We start from the raw sequence: 19,861 nt of genomic DNA on the forward strand, positions 1-19,861 counted from the left end.
TTGCCGACAAAACTGCGCCAGACGCGGGTGCCAAAATCATCAAAATAAACCCAGCGAACAGCGGGCACCCATCCCACCCTTTTCACACGATACAGTGAAGATGCGCTTTATGACTCATAGGTCACTCTATTTTGTGTGCATTGGCCAAAACAATCCGCCACGAAAAAAACCGCGCACAGCGCGTTAGCCAGGCGAACGCCGGCAAACAGGTGGGGATGAGGCGGGAAAAAGCGCGGAATTCAAGCTGCACCGGCCCACTCCCGGAATCAGGGTGGGCCGGTATTCAGGCGGGGATCAAAGCTTGTTGAACAGGCTCAACTGGGAGATTTTCACAAAGGCCAGCTGGGAAGCTTCGAGCATGGCTTTCTGGAAGCTCAGCTCAATCGAGGCGCTGGCCATGTCGGTGTTGCCAATGGCGGCCATGGTCGAGTCGTTGGCCAGGCCCATGCTGACGTTTTCGCCGGCCTGGATGTCGATCGCCTTCAAGCGCGCACCAATGGAACCACGGGCGTTGTCGATCCCGGCACTGGCGTTCTGCAGGTTGCCAATGGCCGAGTTGATCGCATTCTTCTGCTTCTGCTGGGCAACCAGGTCGCCATCGCTCGGGGTTGCCAGGGCCTGGCGCAACTGGCTGATGGTGTCCAGCGCGCTCTGGGTCTGATGGTTGTTGGCGCCGACCACGAACTGATCGCCGGACTTCACCGCACCACTGAGATCGAACTTGACCCCTACCGCCGTCAGGGAGTCGCCAGCGGCGTTCAGGCTGCCCTTGCCGATGGACTTGCTGTTGGCACTCAACGGCTGGGCATAGACCTCGTACTCGGTATCGCTGGTGAACTTGATCACCGCACCATTGCCCGGAAAGCTGTCGCCATAGGCCTTGGCATCGGTCACGGTGGCGCCAGTGACCTGGGCCGTCGACGGGTTGCCGGGGCTGCGGGAGGCATTGAAGCTGTCCGGCTTGGCTTGCAGGGTGAACACGTGCCCCTTGACCGCCGCATCCAGGTCGGCCGCAGGTACGTCCGCCAGATTCAGGTTGATGTCGAACTTCACCCCGCGCAGGTTGACGCTGTGGGCGCCCTCCTTCGTCGAGTCGAATTGGCCATTGCCCGGCACTTCTGCAGTCACATCCTTGCCGGTCGCGTCCTTGAGGATGTACTGGGTGCTGCTGGTGAACTCCAGCGTGTACGGCTGGCCTTCGGCGAAACTCTTGTTGTAGGTCTGGTTGGAGCTGATCAGGCCATCGGAGACCGCGACCTTACCATCGTTGACCGACGGCGGCTGCAGGACCGCCTGGGTGCGACCGGTATTCACCGACCCTTCCATGATGCTCTTGGCGGTGTTGCTGGCCGCCAGGCTCAGGGTGTCCGAGACCTGCAGGTTGAGCTGGGTATCGTCACCCTGGTAGGTGTAGGTGCCGTCGTTGTTGCGCACATAAGGCGGGACGTCGGTCTTGGAGCCGGAGAACATATAGTTGCCCGACTCGTCCTTGCTGTTGAGCAGGCTGAACACTTGTTCTTCGATATTGCCCAGTTCGTCGGCGATCGACTTGCGGTCCGCGTCGCTGATAACCCCGCCACCCGACTGCAAGGCCAGCTCGCTGACTTTCTGCAAGGCCGTGTTGATGCTGTCGAGCACGCTTTCCTGGTTGGTCAGCGACGACTTGATGCTGTTCATGTTGCCGGCGTACTGCAGCAGCATGTCTTTCTGCTGCTGCAATTGCAGCAAGCGGCCAGCCCCGACAGGATCATCCGCGGCGGTCTGGATGCGCACACCGGAGTCGATCTGCTCCTGGGTCTTGACCACCGAGGTGAAGTTGTTCTGGTACTTGGCCGTGCTGGTCTCAAAGAACTGAGCGGTAGAAATACGCATCGTCAAGGACTCCCTTAAAGACTGTTGATCAGTGTCGAGAACGTGTCCTGCGCAACCTTGATGATCTGCGACGACGCGGTGTAGTACTGCTGGAACTTGATCAGGTCACTGGCTTCTTCATCCAGGTTGACCTGCGAAACCGAACTGCGGCTGGACTTGGCGTAGGCCAGCGCAGCATTGTTGGCCGTGCCGTCGACGCTGGCTTGGCTGGCCTTGCCCCCAACGGTGGAAACCAACTGGCTGTAGGCCTGCCCCATGCTGACGCCGGCATTGCCGCCCCCGACGCCAACGGTGGCCTTGGTCTGCAGGGCGAGCATTTCATTGGCGTTGCGGTTGTCCGCCTTGCCGTCCTGGTTGAACTTGATATCGAAGCTGTCGCCCTTGCCCGGCGAGCCGCTGACCGTGGTATTGAAACCAACGGTCTTGGCCGTGCCATCGGCGTTCTTCACAGGATTGCCGGCCGCATCGAGTACCGGCACGTTGATCGTCAGCTTGTTGTCCTGGCCCGGCACAATACTGCCCTTGCCGATTTCGGCGCCCGCCTCGTTCAGCACGCGATAGGTCTGGGTCCCGTCCTTGGCTTCGTCGAAGGCGATGCGCACCGGCATCGCGCCTTCGATCTGGCTCTGCAACTGGCCCAGTTCGGCGCCGCCGTAGATATCCAGCATCGATGACAGGTTCGGGCTGCTCAAGGCGCCCGTGCCGGAGTTGGAGCTGCCTTTGTCCGCGAGCAACGGCCCGGCGAACGCCAGTTTGTTGGGATCTTTCAACTGCACGCTGAGGTCGCTGGCGCCGGAGCGGGTCGGGCTGACCTTGAAGCTGTCGCCGGCACTCAGTCCGCCGCCATTGAGCTTGAGGGTGAAGCCATCAATCATGTCCGGCGGAGTCTTGGTGACGTCGAACGGTCCCAGGGTGGTGCCGTCGGAACGCTTGACGCTGTAGTTCTTGTCGCTGGTGAACGTCACTTGATAGTCATACGCGGTCAACGCACTGCTGTCGCCGATGGTCACGTCGAGGTTGCCGGAACCGGCGCTGTTACCGGTGGTGGCCAGGCTGCGCTGGCTGATGGCCTGCGGGCTGTTGATATTGTTGAACAACGAAGAACCGAACTCGCCATTGGCATCCAGGCCCTGGCCCAGTTGCTTGTTGAACGCATCGGAGACCACCAGCGCGGTGCGCCCCAGGTCGTTGATGGCCGGCGCCAGCACGTCGTTGCGATAGCGGAGCAGGCCGCCCATCTTGCCGCCCGTGACAACCGAGGTCACCTCGATGCTCGATTGCGGGTAGTCGATCTGCAGGCTGTACTGGCTTTTGTCGGTCTTGCCCGGGACCGCCGACAAGGTGTTGGAGGTGTTGCCCGTGACCAGCGTCTGGCCGGTGCCCAGCGAGATGTCGTAGACCCCGTCGTGCTCCTGCACCTTGACCCCCACCAGCTCGTTCAACGAACGCACCGCTTCGTTGCGCGCATCCAGCAGGTTGTTCGGGGTGCTGCCGGAAGTGCTTGCCTGGGTGATCTGCTGGTTGAGCGAGGCAATGGTTGCGGTGTGCTGGTTGACCATCGAGGCCAGGGTGGTCAACTGGCTGTTGATGCCGTCATTCTGCTGCGTAAGCTGGCTGGAGATCGCATTGAAGCGATTGCTCAGGGTCTGCGCATTGGTCAGCAGCAGTTGCCGCGCCGACATGTCGCCGGGGGCACCGGCCGCGGTCTGCAGCGAGGCGAAGAAGCTGCCGAGGGCGGCCGAAACCCCGGTATTTTTGTCCGACAGCAACTTGTCGACCGCACCGATCTGATCGAGATAGGCCTGGGCATCGCCATTGAGCGAGGTGGTGGTCTGCAACTGCGCATCGATGTAGGCGTTGTACACCCGGCGCACATCGGCCAGGGTGGTGCCGGACCCGATGAACACGCCACCGACCTGCTGCGAGCCTGCACTAGTCTGGATGAGTTGTTGACGCGAGTAGCCCGCAGCGTTGGCGTTGGCAATGTTATTGCCGACCGTGGCCAACGCCGCCTGGCTCGCATTCAGACCCGACATCCCGATATTGATCAAGCTCATGGTTCAGACCTTATAAATTCGTGGAAGAGCCAGCCGAGGCGTAGTTCTCATAGCTCTTCATTTGTTTGGCAATCTGCGAAATCTTGCTGGCGTAGTTGGGGTCGGTGGCGTACCCGGCCTTTTGCAGCTCACGCACAAACTGTTCGGGGTTATCGGCCGACTTCAGCACTTCTTGATAACGATTGTTGCTCTGCAGCAGGGTCACCAGGTCATGGAAACTGTCCTGGTAGGACGCGTACGAACGGAACTCGGCCGTCTCCTTGACCATCTCGCCATTGCGGAATTCGCTGGTGATGGCGCGGGCCTGCGCGCCCTTCCAGGTGCTGCCGGTCTTGATCCCGAACAGGTTGTGGCTGCTGCTGCCATCGGCGGCGCGCATCACCGACTTGCCGTAGCCAGTTTCCAGGGCGGCCTGGGCCACCAGGTAACGCGGATCGACGCCGATACGGTCGGCCGCCTGCTGCGCCATCGGCAGCATGGTGGTGATGAACTGGTCTGGCGAGTTGAAGGCTTTTGGCGCCGGCGCCAGGGGCGGCTGCGCCATCGCACGGCCATAGACCTGCAGGCGTCCGCGCTCGGCGGAATAGCTCTGCGCCGGCTGCCAGTCACCCTTGACCAGCGCGTTGCCGTCACGGGTCGCACGGTTGGGCAAGGTGCTGGTAGCGGTGGTGGCCGCCGTCCCGCTGGCCGAAGGCACCAGGCCTGCCAACAAGCGGTCCGCCAGTTTCGGCGGCAGCGCCAGGCGCCGCTGGTTGATCAGCGCCATGTCATTGCCGTGCACGCCCTGCTCCGCTGCCTGCGGTGGATTGATCGAGCGCGAGGCCCACAACGGACGCTGGCCATTGAGGCGCGACAACGGCCCATCAGTGGCCACCGTGCCAGCGGCAATCGGTGTCTGCACCGCTGCTTTCGCGGCCTCCTGCTTAGCCGCCGACAACGCGGCCGCCTCGCCGGGGGCCAGTGGTGTGTTCTTCGACATCTGGCGCATCAGCACATCGGCCAGGCCAATGCCGCCGCCCTCGCGGGACATGGAAACCGCCAGTTGCTGGTCGTACATTTCCTGGTACTGCTTGGCCGCCGCGGTGTTCAGCGGGTTGTCCTGGCCCAGCGCGTCGGTGGCCGAGCGCATCGACTTGAGCATTTCATTGAGGAACAGCGATTCGAACTCCTGCGCCACCTTGCGCATGTTGCCGTCGCTGTTCTTGTCGCCGACCTTGAGCTGGTTCAGCCGGTTGAGGTCCGAGTAGGCCGCCGAATCGCTGCTGCCAACCAGCCCGCCCTTGCGCATATCCATGTTCGTCACCTTAGATCACGATCAGGTCGGCTTGCAGGGCGCCGGCCTGCTTCAAGGCTTCGAGGATTGCCATCAGGTCACCCGGTGCCGCGCCGACCTGGTTCACCGCACGCACGATTTCGTCGAGGGTGGTGCCCGGGCCGAACTTGAACATCGGCTTGGCTTCCTGCTGCGCGTTGACATTGGAACGTGGCACCACCGCCGTCTGGCCGTTGGAGAACGCCCCTGGCTGGCTGACGATCGGGTCTTCGGTAATGGTCACGGTCAGGCTGCCGTGGGTCACCGCCGCCGGCGACACCTTGACGTTCTGGCCGATCACGATGGTGCCGGTGCGCGAGTTGATGATGACCTTGGCCACCGCCTGGCCGGGGTCGACTTCGAGGTTTTCGAGGATCGACAGGTAGTCGACCCGCTGGCTCGGATCCAGTGGCGCGCTGACGCGAACCGAACCGCCATCGATGGCCTGGGCGACACCCGGGCCGAGCAGGCTGTTGATCTTGTCGACGATGCGCTTGGCCGTGGTGAAGTCCGAACGGTTGAGGTTGAGGGTCAGGCTGTTGCCCTGGTTGAACCCGCTCGGGACCGCGCGCTCCACCGAGGCACCGCCAGGGATACGACCGGCCGACGGCACGTTGACGGTGATCTTCGAACCGTCACGACCTTCGGCGTCAAAACCACCCACCACCAGGTTGCCCTGGGCCACCGCATAGACGTTGCCATCGATGCCCTTGAGCGGGGTCAGCAGCAAGGTGCCGCCACGCAGGCTCTTGGAGTTGCCGATAGAAGACACGGTGATGTCGACCTGCTGCCCCGGCTTGGCAAACGCCGGCAAATCGGCACTGATCGACACGGCAGCGACGTTCTTCAACTGCACGTTGCCCGAGCCCGGCGGCACCTTGATGCCGAACTGCGAGAGCATGTTGTTGAAGGTCTGCAGGGTGAACGGGGTCTGGGTGGTCTGGTCACCCGTGCCATTGAGACCGACGACCAGGCCATAGCCGATCAACTGGTTGGAACGCACGCCGGAGATACTGGCGATGTCCTTCAACCGCTCGGCCTGCACGCCCAGGGAGGTGCCCAGCAACAACGCGGCCGCCAGCAGGTGCTTGAAGTTCAGCATGGAGAGGGTCATCACCTAGAAAGGGAACAGCGGGCTTAGGAAAAAACGGTCGAACCAGCCTGGCTGACTCGCATCGGCAAACGAGCCGGTACCCGAGTAGGTAATGCGCGCGTCGGCGACCCGGGTCGAAGACACGGTGTTGTCGGTGGATATGTCGTCGGCGCGCACCAGGCCGGCAATGCGCACCAATTCGTCACCCGTGTTGAGGGTCATCCACTTCTCGCCGCGCACGGCGATGATGCCGTTGGGCAACACGTCGGCCACGGTCACCGTGATCGAGCCGGTCAGGCTGTTGCCCTGCCCGGCCTTGCTGTCACCCTTGGTCGCGCGGTCACCGCTGTAGCCGGCGTCCAGGCTCAGGTCGCCACTGCCGAACGGATTATTGGTGTTGGGCACCGCGCCGAACAACGAGGTCAGGCCGATGTTGGCCTTGCTGGTCTTGCCCACTTGCGAGTTGGCGTTTTTGCTGGCCTGGGTTTTTTCGTTGAGGGTGATGGTGATGATGTCACCGACCCGGAACGCCTTGCGGTCGCTGTACAGGTTCTGCTCGAAACCAGCCTGGTAGATCGAGCCATTGTTGGCTGCCGCCGGCAAGGGCGTGCGTGGCAACACCGGGGCGTAGTAAGGGTCATTGGGTTTTGGCGTCGGCCCGACGCAGCCCGCGAGCACGGCGATCCCACTCAATGCGAGAACAGATACAAAGCGATTCATGACCCTAACCTCACGGTGTTGCAGGCGGCCTCAAGCCGCCCCATAGACTTGATTACAGATTCTGCGTGACGAACGAAAGCATCTGGTCGGCGGTGGAGATGACTTTGGAGTTCATCTCGTAGGCACGTTGCGTGGTGATCATGTTGACCATCTCTTCCACGGTGCTGACGTTGGAGGTTTCCAGGGTGCTTTGCAGGGTGGTACCAAAACCGTTCAGGCCTGGGGTGCCGATCTGTGGCGCACCACTGGCGGCAGTTTCCAGGAACAGGTTGTTGCCGGTGGCCTGCAGGCCGGCCGGGTTGATGAAGTCGGCGGTTTGCAGGTTGCCGATCACCTGGGCGGCCGGGTTGCCGGCAATGGTGATCGACACGGTGCCATCGCGACCCACGGTGAAGGTCTGGGCTTCGGCGGGGATGACAATGGCCGGCTCCAGGGCATAACCACTGGCGGTCACGATCTGGCCGTTGGAGTCCAGGTGAAAGGTCCCGTCACGGGTGTAGGACGTAGTCCCGTCCGGCTGCAGGACCTGAAAAAAGCCACGACCGTCGATGGCCATGTCCAGCGGCTGCTCGGTGGTTTGCAGGCTGCCGGCGGTGAAGTTCTTCTGGGTGCCGACGATGCGCACACCGGTACCCAGTTGCAGGCCCGACGGCAGTTCGCTGTCCTGGGTCGACTGGGCACCCGGCTGGCGCTTGATCTGGTACAGCAGGTCCTGGAACTCGGCACGGTCACGCTTGAAACCCGTAGTCGAGACGTTGGCCAGGTTGTTGGAAATGGTCGTCAGGTTGGTGTCCTGGGCGGACAGGCCTGTTTTGGCAACCCATAGAGCCGGAAGCATTCGATTCTCCTCGTGCGCCTGTTTTACGGCGCGACGTTCTGATAATTAGCTGATCTGCAAGACCCGAGCCATGGCCTGGTCGTCTTCTTTGGCGGTGTTCATCATCTTGACGTGCAGCTCGAACTGCTTGGCCAGGGCCAGCACCGAGGTCATTTCTTCCACCGCGTTGACGTTGCTCGACTCGAGGAAACCCGAGACCAGTTGCACGTTGGCATCGGCCGGTGCGGGCTGGCCGTCCTTGGTGTGGATCGAACCGTCGAGGCCCTTGGTCATGTTCTTCAGGTCCGGGTTGACCAGCTTGATGCGGTCGACTTCCGCCATCACGCGCGGGCCTTCACCCATGGCGCGGATACTGATGGTGCCGTCCTGGCCGACTTCGATCTTCTGCTCGGGTGGCACGGCAATCGGCCCGCCATTGCCCATCACCGGCATGCCATTGCCGGCACGCAGCACACCCAGGGCGTCGACATTCAGGCTGCCGGTGCGCACGTAACTTTCCTTGCCGTCGGGGTTCTGCACGGCAATCCAGCCGTTGCCGCTGACCGCCACGTCGAGGTCACGCCCGGTTTCCACCAGCGAGCCCGGACTGAAGTCGGTGGCCGGACGTTCGGACAGGGCAAAGGCCCGCGCCGGAAAGCTGTCGCCAAACACCGGCATCGACCGCGCCTGCTCCAGGTCTTTCTGGAAACCGTTGGTGGAGATGTTGGCCAGGTTGTTGGCATGGGCCTTTTGCGCCAGCGCGTTCTGGCTGGCGCCGGTCATGGCCACATAAAGGTACTTGTCCACAGTCTTTCCTCTGCATGCCGGACGTTTGCCGCCCACTGCTGTACTGGCAAGGCTTTAGCAATTTGCAGACCAACTTGCGCGCAAAGGCCCCAGGTCCTTTAAACACAGGACTTGGGACAATTCAGAGGAGAGAGGTGGAGGATGGCAGAGACGAAAAACCGGCGCGCTTATGCCGCTTTACGGCAATCGGCCGGACAGCACGGCTACCAGCCCTTGACGCCGCTCATGTCGGGCAGCTTGTGGGCGATGCCTTTGTGGCAGTCGATGCAGGTCGCCTCGCCGTTGGCCAGGGAAGTCGAGTGCATGTTGGCGGCGCGCTTGCCCTGGCGGGTGAAATCCATGAACTCGAAGTTGTGACAATTACGGCACTCGCGAGAGTCGTTGGCCTTGAGCCGGGCCCACTCGTGCTCCGCCAGTTCGCGGCGCATGCCGAGAAACTTCTCGCGGGTGTTGATGGTGCCGAACACCTTGCCCCAGACCTCTTTGGACGCCTGCATCTTGCGCGCGATCTTGTGGGTCCACTCATGCGGTACGTGGCAATCGGGACAGGTTGCGCGCACCCCCGAGCGGTTGGTGTAGTGGATGGTTTCCTGCAATTCGACAAACACGTTGTCGCGCATTTCATGGCAGGAGATGCAGAACTTTTCGGTATTGGTCGCTTCCAGCGCCGTGTTGAATCCACCCCAGAAAATCACCCCGGCAATGAACCCGCCGAGCGTCAGGAAACCCAGGCTGTAGTGGACACTGGGGCGACGCAAGATCTGCCAGTAGTCTTTGAACACTACCCACAATGACTTCATGACCACTCCTCAGGGTTTCTGCTTGCGGTTGATTTCGTCTTGCAGCACCTGGTCAATATTCTTGAAGTCGTTGTTGACCAACGGCTTCACGTCTCGCTGCGGTACGTGGCACTGATTACAGAAGTAGCGCCGTGGCGAAACGGCGGCCAGCGCCTGGCCGTCGCGGTCCATGTAGTGGGTGATGCTGATCATCGGCGCCTGGGTCAGCGCGCTGTTGGCCCGACTGTGGCAGGACAGGCATTTGTTGCTGTTCTTGTCGATGTGATAACCGCGGATGCTGTGGGGAATGGTCGGCGGCTGTTCGGGATAATTGCGCTCGCGCTTGAGGTCCTTGTTCTCCTCCTCGGCGATGGGCGGCGCCGGCAGTTCCTGGGTCAGGGTCCCGCCGACACGCCTGCCATCGGGGGCGGGCGCATCCAGCGGATACCCAGGTTCTGCGGCAAAGGCCGCAGGCATGCCAAGCAGCAGTGCAAACAGCAAGGACAGCGTACGAGCATTCATCACAGCTCTCCTCAGGCAGTCTTGATCAGCTCGATCCTGACCGCGCACTTTTTATAGTCCGTCTGCTTCGAGATCGGGTCCGTCGCATCGAGGGTGACCTTGTTGATCAACCGGTTGGCGTCGAAGAACGGCACGAACACCAGCCCCTGGGGCGGCTTGTTGCGCCCACGGGTTTCGATGCGCGCGCGCATTTCCCCGCGTCGGCTGATCACCTTGACCTCACTGCCGCGCCTGGCATTGAGCGCCTTGGCATCGGCCGGGTGCATGTACACCAGGGCATCGGGTACCGCCTTGTAGAGCTCTTCAACGCGCTGGGTCATGGTCCCGGTGTGCCAGTGCTCAAGCACCCGTCCGGTGCTCAGCCAGAACGGGAACTCCTGGTCAGGGGATTCCGCCGGCGGCTCGTAGGGCAGCGCGAAGATGATCGCTTTCTTGTCGGGGTAGCCATAGAACTGCACGCCACTGCCTTTCTCCACGTAGGGATCATGGCCTTCGCGAAAGCGCCAGCGGGTTTCCTTGCCGTCCACCACTGGCCAGCGCAGGCCGCGTTCGGTGTGATACCGATCGAATGGCGCCAGGTCATGACCATGCCCCCGGCCGAACTGGGCGTACTCTTCGAACAGACCTTTTTGCAGGTAGAACCCAAAGTCCTTGGCTTCGTCGTTTTCAAAGCCCGGCTCCATCTGCTCGATCGGGAACTGATCGACGTTGCCATTCTTGAACAGCACCTCGTACAGGGTCTTGCCTTTGTACTGCGGGGCACTGTCGAGCAACTGCGCGGACCAGGCCTCATCGGTGGTGAAACGCTTGGAGAATTCCACCAGTTGCCAGAGATCGGACTTGGCATCCCCCGGGGCGGATACCAGTTGATGCCAGAACTGGGTACGCCGCTCGGCATTGCCATAGGCCCCCTCCTTTTCCACCCACATGGCCGTGGGCAGGATCAGGTCGGCGGCTTGCGCGGACACCGTGGGGTACACGTCGGAAACGATCACGAAGTTCTGCGGGTTACGCCAGCCCGGCAAGACTTCCTGCATGATGTTGGGACCGGCCTGCATGTTGTTGCTGGCCATGGTCCAGTACACGTTGACCACGCTGTCCTTGAGCATGCGGCTCTGCTGCACCGCATGGAAACCGACCTTGGGATTGATCGTTCCGGCCGGCAGTTTCCAGATCTTCTCGGCGGTGGCGCGGTGTGCCGGATTGGTGACCAGCATGTCTGCCGGCAGGCGGTGGGAAAAGGTCCCCACTTCCCGCGCCGTGCCACAGGCCGAAGGCTGGCCGGTCAGGGAGAACGGGCTGTTGCCCGGCTCGCTGATCTTGCCGGTCAGCAAATGGATGTTGTAGATCAGGTTGTTGGCCCACACCCCGCGTGTGTGTTGGTTGAAACCCATGGTCCAGAAGGACACCACCTTGCGTTTCGGGTCGGCATACAACTGCGCCAGCGCCTTGAGCCGTTCGGCTGGAACCCCGGTCTCCTTGGCAGTGCGTTCCAGGGTGTAGGGTTTGACAAAGGCGGCAAACTGCTCGAAGTCGATGTCGGTCCAGGTGTTCGCCCTGTCGGCATTCTTGGCCTGTTGTTCCAGCGGATGATCGCTGCGCAAGCCGTAGCCGATGTCGTCGACCCCCTTGGCAAACCGCGTGTGCCGGCTGACAAACTCCTGGTTCACCGAGCCACTTTCAATGATGTAGTTGGCGATGTAGTTGAGGATCAACAAGTCCGTCTGCGGTTTGAACACCATGGGGATATCGGCCAATTCAAAGCTGCGATGCTCGAAGGTCGACAGCACCACAACTTTGACATCGGGCTGGCTCAAGCGACGATCCGTGACCCGACTCCAGAGAATCGGGTGCATCTCCGCCATGTTCGAGCCCCACAACACAAACGCGTCGGTGACTTCGATGTCGTCATAGCAACCCATGGGCTCATCGATACCGAAGGTGCGCATGAACCCCATGACCGCCGAGGCCATGCAATGTCGGGCATTGGGGTCGAGGTTGTTACTGCGAAACCCGGCCTTCATCAACTTGTTGGCGGCGTAGCCTTCCCACACCGTCCATTGTCCGGAGCCGAACATGGCGATCGAGTCTGCGCCTTTGTTTTTCAGCGCCTCCTTGAACTTCAACTCCATCACATCAAACGCCTGTTTCCAGGACACCGGCTGGAACTCACCCTGCTTGTCGTATTGCCCGTTGGTCATACGCAACAGCGGTTGGGTCAGGCGGTCCACGCCATACATGATCTTGGACAGGAAGTAGCCCTTGACGCAGTTCAGGCCGCGATTGACCTCGGCTTTGACATCGCCGTGGGTCGCTACCACCCGGTTGTCCTTGGTCGCCACCATCACGCTGCAACCGGTGCCGCAAAACCGGCACGGCGCCTTGTTCCAGGTCAGGGCGACCATGTCCTGCTCGGTGATCAGGTTGCTGGCCGAGGTGAACACCGGCAGCCCGGCAGCCGCCGCAGCAATCCCGGCCGCTTGGGCCTTGACGAACTCACGACGGGTCATGGGCATGGGTTTTCTCCGCTCGGATCGAGGATCTCGTGGTAAACCAGGGAGGCGTTGAGCACGCCGGGCAGGCGGCCAATCTGTTCGATGCGCTGGAGGATCTGCGGTTCGCCGTGCATTTCCAGGACCACCACCAGTTTGCCCTCGGGGCTTTCCTGGTGCAGTTCAACACCCTGGAGCAGGCGCAGATTGGCTTTCACCGCGGCAAACATCTCGACACGGGCCTGCACGATCAAACTGGCGATATGTAGTTTTTGTTCCATGGCCAACACTCCCTGCCTGTTAACTCACCTGGACTGGCAATCAGTGTGGAGCCCCGGGAGGGCCGAGGAGCATTTGCAGGAACCAGACGAAAAAGCCGTAGCCGCCGACTATCACCACCGATAGCAGGGGAAAAAGAAACACGATCAGGAACAGCAACAGCCGCCTTTCCTTGCGCGCACGTAGAGCGGACTCATCAACCGTCGTCATGGCCAGGGCTCCTGCCAGAAAGTGCACTGAGCCTAGATGGCCGCCCTGTAATTTTCCATGATTCAGATCAGCGAAAGGTCAAACAGGATTGATCCTCACTCAATAATGATTAGTATTAACCAAGCAGCAATTCGCCAACTAAGGCCCACGCATTCAAGGGCGACTTAGTTAGCGCTCAAGTTTGCCGATTTCATACTCGCGCAACTTGTTGGCAATGGTGGTGTGGGAAACACCCAGGCGTTTACCGAGCAGTCGACTGCTGCTGTGTTCTGAATACAAGCGTTCCAGCACGGCCTTTTCAAACCGCCCGACAATTTCATCCAACCCGCCGTCCAGGGAAAAATCCCCCAGCGGCTGGCGCACGCCGTAGTCCGGCAGGCGAATGTGTTCGGCCTTGACCGTGCCGCCTTCGCACAGTGACACCGCCTGGAACAGCACGTTCTCCAACTGCCGGACGTTGCCCGGCCAGTGGTAGTGGCTGAGCCGGTCCATGGCCGCCGGCGCCAGTTTCGGCAAGGGGCAGCCGATCTGCCGGCTGGCCTGGTCGAGGAAGTGCTCGACCAGCGGCGTCAGGCCGTCGAGGCACTCGCGCAACGGCGGGATGTGCAGCGACAGCACATTCAAGCGGTGGTACAGGTCCTGGCGGAACTCACCGCTGGCACACAGCTCGGAGAGGTCGACCTGGGTCGCACAGATGACCCGCACATCGAGGTAGACCTCTTCATCGCTGCCGACACGGCGGAAGCAACCGTCTTGCAGGAATCGCAGCAATTTCACCTGCAAGCGCGGGCTCATTTCGCCGACGCCATCGAGGAACAGCGTTCCGCCTGCGGTCAATTCCAGCAGCCCGAGCTTACCTTCGGCCCGCGCGCCTTCGAACGCGCCGGGGCCGTAGCCGAACAACTCGGTCTCGGCCATCGACTCCGGCAACCCGGCGCAGTTCAGCGCCATCAACGGCGACTGGCCGCGCGGGCTGGCCAGGTGGCAGGCGCGCGCCAGCAGTTCCTTGCCGGTGCCGGTCTCGCCCTCGATCAACAGCGGCGCATCCAGGGGCGCCATGCGTCGCGCTTCCCGGACCACCGCCGCCATCACCTTGGAGCTTTGGAAAATACTGTCAAAGCCGCGCAACTCCTGCTTGCGCACATTGTAGATGCGCTCGCCAACCCGGTCGGCCCGGTGCAGGGTCAGCACTGCGCCCGCCATGGCCTCGCTGTCGTCGTGTTCCGACTGCAGGGGGGCGATGTCGGCCAGGAACACGTCACCCTTGACCTTGACCCGCAGGCCGTTGATCCGCGACTTGTTGGCGCGCACCAGTTCCGGCAGGTCGAAATCCTCGGCGTAGCGTGACAGCGGGATCCCCGGCACTTCGTCGACCCGCACCCCGAGCAATTGCGCCGCCGCACGGTTGGCCGCGACGATCGAGCCGCCCATGTCGATCGACAACACCGGGAACTCCAGCGCCCCGAGCAAGGCATTGAGTTCCATGTGCCGGCGCTCGCTGGGCATCAGCCCTACCCGCTTGACTCCGAATACCCCGGCAATCGCCTCGAATTTCGCCCGCAGCGCCTGGAACTGGATATTGATCAGGTTCGGGCAATGCAGGTAGATCGCGTTGCCATGCTCACCGCCGACCTCCCCGCGAGCGACGTTGATCCCGTACTCCACCAGCAGGTTGAGGATGTCGCGCAGGATGCCGATGCGGTTCTGGCAATGGACTTTGATACGCATAAAAAGGCCCGGACAAGGAGATGGACAGCGGGTGGCGAGGATTTTTCTGCCGACACCCAAAGTTAGTCGTCAAGATTATGTGACAGCTTCAGGGCTTTTCAAACCGGGAAATCGCAATAGGTACGCCACAGACAGCTTTGCGTAACGAAAACTTTACGAAAATTGGCGAATTTTCCTACCCGCTCGTCCAGCACCCTGCTGCGCGGTCGCACGCTTCGGGGTATTTCTAGGTCCATAGCAAGACATAACAAGAACGTATCCCTTTGCAGGAGAGCAGCATGAAGCAGACGCAATACGTGGCCCGCGAGCCCGATGCGCAAGGGTTTATCCACTACACCGCTGAAGAACACGCGGTGTGGAACACGCTGATCACTCGCCAGTTGAAAGTGCTCGAGGGTCGTGCGTGCCCGGAATACATGGAAGGCATCGACAAGCTCGGCCTGCCCCATGACCGCATTCCCCAGCTCGACGAAATCAACAAGGTCCTGGGTGAAACCACCGGCTGGCAAGTTGCCCGGGTTCCGGCGCTGATTCCGTTCCAGACCTTTTTCGAATTGCTGGCCAGCAAGCAGTTTCCTGTCGCGACCTTTATTCGTACCCGCGAAGAACTGGATTACTTGCAAGAGCCGGACATTTTCCACGAGATTTTCGGCCACTGCCCACTGCTGACCAACCCGTGGTTCGCCGAATTCACCCACACCTACGGCAAGCTTGGCTTGCAGGCGACCAAGGAAGAGCGGGTGTACCTGGCGCGCCTGTACTGGATGACCATCGAGTTCGGCCTGGTCGACACCCCTGAAGGCCAGCGCATCTACGGCGGCGGCATTCTCTCCTCGCCGAAGGAAACCGTGTACAGCCTGTCCGGCGAGCCCGAGCACCAGGCCTTCGATCCGCTGGAAGCGATGCGCACGCCGTACCGCATCGACATCCTGCAGCCCCTGTACTTTGTCCTGCCCAACCTCAAGCGCCTGTTCGACCTGGCCCACGAGGACATCATGGGCATGGTCCAGCAGGGCATGCAGTTGGGTCTGCACGCGCCGAAATTTCCGCCAAAACCCAAGGCGGCCTGAGGACGCCGCAGTCGCGGCGCCCCACAAAAAATAGTAACGTCTAACAAGAATCGAAATCAGGAAACCACCATGACCGCTCTCAACCAAGCCCATTGCGAAGCCTGCCGCGCCGATGCCCCACAAGTCAGCGACGAAGAACTGCCGGTATTGATCAAGCAGATCCCTGACTGGAACATCGAAGTTCGCGACGGCGTCATGCAGCTGGAAAAAGTTTTCCTGTTCAAGAACTTCAAGTTCGCCCTGGCGTTCACCAACACCATGGGTGAAATCTCCGAAGCCGAAGGTCACCACCCAGGCCTGCTCACCGAGTGGGGCAAAGTCACCGTGACCTGGTGGAGCCACTCGATCAAGGGCCTGCACCGCAATGACTTCATCATGGCCGCGCGCACTGACGAAGTGGCCAAGGACGCCGAGGGCCGCAAGTAATGTTTTTCGACGCCATCGGCCGGGTGCCCGGCGACCCGATCCTCGGCCTGATGGAGGCCTATGCGCAGGACCCCAATCCGCGCAAATTCGACCTCGGCGTGGGTGTCTATAAAGACGCCCAGGGCCTGACGCCGATCCCGCAGTCGGTGAAACTCGCTGAACAGCGCCTGGTGGATGGCCAGGGCACCAAGACCTACATCGGTGGTCACGGTGACCCGGCGTTCGGCAAGGTGATCAACGAGCTGGTACTGGGCGTTGACTCGGCGCTGATCGCCGAACAGCGGGCCGGTGCCACCCAGACCCCGGGTGGCACCGGGGCCTTGCGCCTGAGTGCCGACTTCATCGCGCACTGCCTGCCTGGCCGTGGCATCTGGCTGAGCAACCCGACCTGGCCGATCCACGAAACCATCTACGCGACCGCCGGCCTCAAGGTCAGCCACTACCCCTACGTGGGCAGTGACAACCGCCTGGATGTCGAGGCCATGCTGGCCACCCTGAACCTGATCCCCGAGGGCGATGTGGTGCTGTTGCACGCCTGCTGCCATAACCCGACCGGTTTCGACCTGTCCCAGGATGACTGGCGCCGGGTGCTGGACGTGGTGCGCAGCCGCGAACTGTTGCCGCTGATCGACTTCGCCTACCAGGGCTTTGGCGATGGCCTGGAGCAGGATGCCTGGGCCGTGCGCTTGTTCGCCGAGGAGCTGCCTGAGCTGTTGATCACCAGTTCCTGCTCGAAGAACTTCGGCCTGTACCGTGATCGCACCGGGGCGCTGATTGTCTGCGCCAAGGATGCCGAGAAGCTGACCGATGTACGCAGCCAACTGGCCCACATCGCCCGTAACCTGTGGTCGACGCCACCGGATCACGGCGCGGCCGTGGTAGCGACCATCCTCGGCGACCCAGAGTTGAAACAGCGCTGGGCCGACGAAGTGGAAGCCATGCGCCAGCGTATCGCCCAACTGCGTTCGGGCCTGGTGGAAGCGCTGGAACCCCACGGTCTGCGCGAGCGTTTCGCCCATATCGGTGTACAGCGCGGGATGTTTTCCTACACAGGTTTGACGCCAGAACAGGTGAAAAAACTGCGCGAGCAACACAGCGTGTACATGGTCAGCTCGGGACGCGCCAACGTGGCCGGGATCGACGCCACGCGCCTGGACTTGCTGGCCGAGGCAATCGCTGACGTCTGCCGTGACTAAACGCTACCGCGTGTAGCAGCCCGTAGCAGCCCGTAGCAGCTGTCGAGCTTGCGAGGCTGCTGCTACGGGGGTTGTGCCGCTACAGTGCGGCCATCTGTCGCAGAAATCCGAGATAAAAGTCTATTTGTCATTTCTCCTGCTGTATCCTGCCAAGGCTTTTTGAAAGCGTGGTTCTACACAGCGATTTACAAACAGACTTTGCGAGGAGCAAGCAACATGCACGAGATTCCGAATCTCCCCTTCCCAAGCCTGCACGAAACTGAGCAGACAACCCCGCAACAAGCCGGTGCCCAACAGCCCGAGCCAAAGGAAGCCACTGGTAGCCGCAAGGCCGACAGCGAAGACTAAGCGCACTACCCAGACCGTGTGGAAAGCGCTGACTGATGCGCTTTCCACACAGCCTGAAACCCGAGCCCCCGCCATGACCGACACCTTCGACGAATCACAGGCCAGCGTGCTGATCGATGCCGCGCAACAGATGATCGACGTCTGGAACCGCCTGACGCCCGAGAAGCAAGCCCTGCTCCTGGACCGTTTCGGCAGCCAGGAAAACGCCCTCGCCGCTCTGGTCACCACCCAATTGGTCGCGCCCAGCAAAACCTGATCGAGCACCGCCGCCCAACCCGGCAAATTCTCCCCCTGCACTGCGCCAACCACCGGTATCATAAGCAGCCTATCTATCCTGCTGTCCCGTGGACTTTCCCCATGCCAGATCCCCAGCGCCCCATGGCGGTCACGCTGCAAGTCGTTTCCATCGTCCTGTTTACCTTCATCGGCTACCTGAACATCGGCATCCCCCTGGCCGTATTGCCCGGCTATGTGCACAGCGACCTGGGATTTGGCGCGGTCATCGCGGGCCTGGTGATCAGCGTGCAATACCTCGCCACCTTGCTCAGCCGCCCCTATGCCGGACGTATCATCGACAACAAGGGCAGCAAGCTGGCGGTGATCTATGGCTTGGCCGGCTGCGGCCTGAGCGGGGTGTTCATGCTGCTCTCGGCGTGGACCCAGAGCCTGCCGATGGTGAGCCTGATCAGCCTGTTGATCGGCCGCCTGGTCCTCGGCAGCGCGGAAAGCCTGGTGGGATCGGGCTCGATCGGCTGGGGCATCGGTCGAGTGGGCGCGCCGAACACCGCCAAGGTAATTTCCTGGAATGGCATCGCCAGCTACGGCGCGTTGGCGGTGGGTGCACCGCTGGGCGTCCTGCTGGTGCGCCAGTACGGGCTATGGAGCATGGGCATCAGCATCATTTTACTGGCGCTGGTCGGTCTGCTGCTGGCCTGGCCTAAGACCGCTGCGCCGATCGTCGCCGGCGAGCGCCTGCCCTTCCTGCATGTACTGGGACGGGTGCTGCCCCACGGGTGCGGGCTGGCGCTGGGGTCCATCGGGTTTGGCACCATCGCCACCTTCATTACCCTGTATTACGCCACCCAGCACTGGGATAACGCCGTGCTGTGCCTGAGCCTGTTCGGCGCCAGCTTCATTGGCGCGCGCCTGCTGTTCGGCAACCTGATCAACCGCCTGGGCGGCTTTCGGGTGGCGATTGTCTGCCTGTCGGTGGAAACCCTCGGCCTGCTGTTGTTGTGGCTGGCCCCGGACGCGAACTGGGCATTGGCCGGGGCGGCGTTGAGCGGGTTCGGTTTTTCGCTGGTGTTCCCGGCCTTGGGCGTGGAAGCGGTCAACCTGGTACCCGCTTCCAGCCGTGGCGCAGCCGTGGGTGCCTATTCGCTGTTCATCGACTTGTCCCTGGGCATTACCGGCCCCTTGGCCGGCGCAATCGCCGCAGGCTTCGGCTTCGCCTCGATCTTCCTGTTCGCCGCCCTCGCGGCCCTCAGCGGCCTGGCACTGAGCGTCTATCTATACCGCCAGGCACCGAGACTGCGGGAAAACCGCTAGAAATCCACCTTGCCACGCCCGGCCTTGATCGAGCCCCGCTTGGTCTTGGACTCCAGCCGACGTTTCTTCGAGCCGAGGGTCGGCTTGGTCGGGCGGCGCTTCTTTTCGACCTTGGTGGCGGCCAGGATCAACTCAGTCAATCGCTCCAGGGCATCCGCCCGATTCTGCTCCTGGGTGCGGTATTGCTGGGCCTTGATGATGATCACGCCATCGCTGGTGATCCGGCTGTCGCGCAGCGCGAGCAGGCGTTCCTTGTAGAACTCGGGCAAGGACGAGGCCGGAATGTCGAAGCGCAGGTGCACGGCACTGGAGACCTTGTTGACGTTCTGCCCACCGGCGCCTTGCGCCCGAATGGCAGTCAACTCGATCTCGGCATCCGGCAGATGCACGTTGTTGGAAATCACCAGCATGGAAAGCGGTCCGTAATCAGGGGGGTCAGGATACGCGATCGCTGGGTTTGATTGGGGGCATATCCATTTCTGCGGTCGGGCCGCTATGGGTTCCCGTGGGAGCGGGCTTGCCCGCGATGGGGCAGCACAGCCAACATCAATGGTGGCTGACATACCGCTATCGCTGGCAAGCCAG

20 protein-coding genes are annotated in these 19,861 nt (G+C 61.7%); 6 read left to right on the plus strand and 14 right to left on the minus strand.

The features are described 5' to 3' along the window. Positions 1–294 precede the first annotated feature (294 nt). The 13 genes from CKW24_RS20555 to CKW24_RS20615 form a co-directional block, all read right to left on the minus strand. Complete coding sequence (locus tag CKW24_RS20555) at positions 295–1,872, minus strand: flagellar hook-associated protein 3 (protein ID WP_095169997.1); 1,578 nt, start codon at positions 1,870–1,872, stop codon at positions 295–297. Between the two features lie 14 nt (positions 1,873–1,886). Then, positions 1,887–3,929, minus strand: a complete 2,043-nt coding sequence (flgK, locus tag CKW24_RS20560) for a flagellar hook-associated protein FlgK (protein WP_095169998.1) — start codon at positions 3,927–3,929, stop codon at positions 1,887–1,889. Positions 3,930–3,939: 10 nt separating this feature from the next. Further along, positions 3,940–5,223 carry a flagellar assembly peptidoglycan hydrolase FlgJ gene (gene flgJ / locus CKW24_RS20565; protein ID WP_095169999.1) on the minus strand — a complete coding sequence of 428 codons (1,284 nt, stop codon included), beginning with the start codon at positions 5,221–5,223 and terminating at the stop codon, positions 3,940–3,942. A gap of 10 nt (positions 5,224–5,233) precedes the next feature. Continuing rightward, complete coding sequence (locus CKW24_RS20570) at positions 5,234–6,343, minus strand: flagellar basal body P-ring protein FlgI (protein WP_095170000.1); 1,110 nt, start codon at positions 6,341–6,343, stop codon at positions 5,234–5,236. A gap of 15 nt (positions 6,344–6,358) precedes the next feature. Further along, complete coding sequence (gene flgH / locus CKW24_RS20575; RefSeq protein ID WP_095170001.1) at positions 6,359–7,054, minus strand: flagellar basal body L-ring protein FlgH; 696 nt, start codon at positions 7,052–7,054, stop codon at positions 6,359–6,361. 52 nt (positions 7,055–7,106) lie between these two features. Beyond that, complete coding sequence (flgG, locus tag CKW24_RS20580) at positions 7,107–7,892, minus strand: flagellar basal-body rod protein FlgG (RefSeq protein WP_027620992.1); 786 nt, start codon at positions 7,890–7,892, stop codon at positions 7,107–7,109. A gap of 45 nt (positions 7,893–7,937) precedes the next feature. Continuing rightward, positions 7,938–8,678 (minus strand): flagellar basal body rod protein FlgF, encoded by a 741-nt coding sequence (locus tag CKW24_RS20585; RefSeq protein ID WP_095170002.1) that lies wholly within the window; start codon positions 8,676–8,678, stop codon positions 7,938–7,940. A gap of 203 nt (positions 8,679–8,881) precedes the next feature. After that, the gene (locus CKW24_RS20590; protein WP_095170003.1) at positions 8,882–9,478 is read right to left on the minus strand and encodes a cytochrome c3 family protein; all 597 of its coding nucleotides are present in this window, start codon (positions 9,476–9,478) and stop codon (positions 8,882–8,884) included. A 9-nt stretch (positions 9,479–9,487) separates the two neighbouring features. Beyond that, positions 9,488–9,979: a nitrate reductase cytochrome c-type subunit gene (locus tag CKW24_RS20595; protein ID WP_095170004.1), complete on the minus strand. Its 492-nt coding sequence runs from the start codon at positions 9,977–9,979 to the stop codon at positions 9,488–9,490. Between the two features lie 11 nt (positions 9,980–9,990). Next, positions 9,991–12,495: a nitrate reductase catalytic subunit NapA gene (gene napA, locus CKW24_RS20600; RefSeq protein ID WP_095170005.1), complete on the minus strand. Its 2,505-nt coding sequence runs from the start codon at positions 12,493–12,495 to the stop codon at positions 9,991–9,993. Beyond that, complete coding sequence (locus CKW24_RS20605; protein WP_095170006.1) at positions 12,486–12,752, minus strand: chaperone NapD; 267 nt, start codon at positions 12,750–12,752, stop codon at positions 12,486–12,488. Before CKW24_RS20605 ends, napA begins: the two co-directional genes overlap by 10 nt. Positions 12,753–12,792: 40 nt before the next feature. Beyond that, positions 12,793–12,960, minus strand: a complete 168-nt coding sequence (locus tag CKW24_RS20610; protein WP_095170007.1) for a periplasmic nitrate reductase, NapE protein — start codon at positions 12,958–12,960, stop codon at positions 12,793–12,795. Between the two features lie 168 nt (positions 12,961–13,128). After that, positions 13,129–14,688 (minus strand): sigma-54-dependent transcriptional regulator, encoded by a 1,560-nt coding sequence (locus CKW24_RS20615; RefSeq protein ID WP_095170008.1) that lies wholly within the window; start codon positions 14,686–14,688, stop codon positions 13,129–13,131. A gap of 278 nt (positions 14,689–14,966) precedes the next feature. On the opposite strand from CKW24_RS20615, the gene phhA reads away from it, so the two are divergent. The 6 genes from phhA (at position 14,967) to CKW24_RS20640 (ending at position 19,276) form a co-directional block, all read left to right on the plus strand. Continuing rightward, a complete protein-coding gene (gene phhA / locus CKW24_RS20620; RefSeq protein ID WP_095170009.1) occupies positions 14,967–15,758 on the plus strand; it encodes a phenylalanine 4-monooxygenase in 792 nt (263 codons plus the stop codon). Positions 15,759–15,827: 69 nt separating this feature from the next. Further along, the gene (locus CKW24_RS20625; protein WP_095080175.1) at positions 15,828–16,184 is read left to right on the plus strand and encodes a 4a-hydroxytetrahydrobiopterin dehydratase; all 357 of its coding nucleotides are present in this window, start codon (positions 15,828–15,830) and stop codon (positions 16,182–16,184) included. Further along, a complete protein-coding gene (locus CKW24_RS20630) occupies positions 16,184–17,380 on the plus strand; it encodes an amino acid aminotransferase (RefSeq protein ID WP_095170010.1) in 1,197 nt (398 codons plus the stop codon). The genes CKW24_RS20625 and CKW24_RS20630 overlap by 1 nt, the downstream gene beginning before the upstream one ends. Positions 17,381–17,596: 216 nt before the next feature. Next, the gene (locus CKW24_RS28500) at positions 17,597–17,728 is read left to right on the plus strand and encodes a hypothetical protein (RefSeq protein WP_256585517.1); all 132 of its coding nucleotides are present in this window, start codon (positions 17,597–17,599) and stop codon (positions 17,726–17,728) included. Between the two features lie 73 nt (positions 17,729–17,801). Next, on the plus strand, positions 17,802–17,984 hold the full coding sequence (locus tag CKW24_RS20635) for a hypothetical protein (RefSeq protein ID WP_095170011.1): 183 nt from the start codon (positions 17,802–17,804) through the stop codon (positions 17,982–17,984). 101 nt (positions 17,985–18,085) lie between these two features. Next, positions 18,086–19,276, plus strand: a complete 1,191-nt coding sequence (locus CKW24_RS20640) for an MFS transporter (protein WP_095170012.1) — start codon at positions 18,086–18,088, stop codon at positions 19,274–19,276. Here CKW24_RS20640 and arfB read toward each other — a convergent pair. Then, positions 19,273–19,686 (minus strand): alternative ribosome rescue aminoacyl-tRNA hydrolase ArfB, encoded by a 414-nt coding sequence (gene arfB, locus CKW24_RS20645; protein WP_095170013.1) that lies wholly within the window; start codon positions 19,684–19,686, stop codon positions 19,273–19,275. The genes CKW24_RS20640 and arfB overlap by 4 nt on opposite strands. Between the last annotated feature and the right edge of the window lie 175 nt (positions 19,687–19,861).

Source organism: Pseudomonas sp. Irchel 3H3, assembly GCF_900187635.1.
Lineage (GTDB): Bacteria > Pseudomonadota > Gammaproteobacteria > Pseudomonadales > Pseudomonadaceae > Aquipseudomonas.

Bases quoted from the DNA above. Each gene is read 5' to 3' on its own strand.
- CKW24_RS20555 (WP_095169997.1), bottom strand. From the start codon at position 1,872: ATGCGTATTTCTACCGCTCAGTTCTTTGAGACCAGCACGGCCAAGTAC.
- flgK (WP_095169998.1), bottom strand. From the start codon at position 3,929: ATGAGCTTGATCAATATCGGGATGTCGGGTCTGAATGCGAGCCAGGCG.
- flgJ (WP_095169999.1), bottom strand. From the start codon at position 5,223: ATGGATATGCGCAAGGGCGGGCTGGTTGGCAGCAGCGATTCGGCGGCC.
- CKW24_RS20570 (WP_095170000.1), bottom strand. From the start codon at position 6,343: ATGCTGAACTTCAAGCACCTGCTGGCGGCCGCGTTGTTGCTGGGCACC.
- flgH (WP_095170001.1), bottom strand. From the start codon at position 7,054: ATGAATCGCTTTGTATCTGTTCTCGCATTGAGTGGGATCGCCGTGCTC.
- flgG (WP_027620992.1), bottom strand. From the start codon at position 7,892: ATGCTTCCGGCTCTATGGGTTGCCAAAACAGGCCTGTCCGCCCAGGAC.
- CKW24_RS20590 (WP_095170003.1), bottom strand. From the start codon at position 9,478: ATGAAGTCATTGTGGGTAGTGTTCAAAGACTACTGGCAGATCTTGCGT.
- CKW24_RS20595 (WP_095170004.1), bottom strand. From the start codon at position 9,979: ATGAATGCTCGTACGCTGTCCTTGCTGTTTGCACTGCTGCTTGGCATG.
- napA (WP_095170005.1), bottom strand. From the start codon at position 12,495: ATGCCCATGACCCGTCGTGAGTTCGTCAAGGCCCAAGCGGCCGGGATT.
- CKW24_RS20605 (WP_095170006.1), bottom strand. From the start codon at position 12,752: ATGGAACAAAAACTACATATCGCCAGTTTGATCGTGCAGGCCCGTGTC.
- CKW24_RS20610 (WP_095170007.1), bottom strand. From the start codon at position 12,960: ATGACGACGGTTGATGAGTCCGCTCTACGTGCGCGCAAGGAAAGGCGG.
- CKW24_RS20615 (WP_095170008.1), bottom strand. From the start codon at position 14,688: ATGCGTATCAAAGTCCATTGCCAGAACCGCATCGGCATCCTGCGCGAC.
- phhA (WP_095170009.1), top strand. From the start codon at position 14,967: ATGAAGCAGACGCAATACGTGGCCCGCGAGCCCGATGCGCAAGGGTTT.
- CKW24_RS20625 (WP_095080175.1), top strand. From the start codon at position 15,828: ATGACCGCTCTCAACCAAGCCCATTGCGAAGCCTGCCGCGCCGATGCC.
- CKW24_RS20630 (WP_095170010.1), top strand. From the start codon at position 16,184: ATGTTTTTCGACGCCATCGGCCGGGTGCCCGGCGACCCGATCCTCGGC.
- CKW24_RS28500 (WP_256585517.1), top strand. From the start codon at position 17,597: ATGCACGAGATTCCGAATCTCCCCTTCCCAAGCCTGCACGAAACTGAG.
- CKW24_RS20635 (WP_095170011.1), top strand. From the start codon at position 17,802: ATGACCGACACCTTCGACGAATCACAGGCCAGCGTGCTGATCGATGCC.
- CKW24_RS20640 (WP_095170012.1), top strand. From the start codon at position 18,086: ATGCCAGATCCCCAGCGCCCCATGGCGGTCACGCTGCAAGTCGTTTCC.
- arfB (WP_095170013.1), bottom strand. From the start codon at position 19,686: ATGCTGGTGATTTCCAACAACGTGCATCTGCCGGATGCCGAGATCGAG.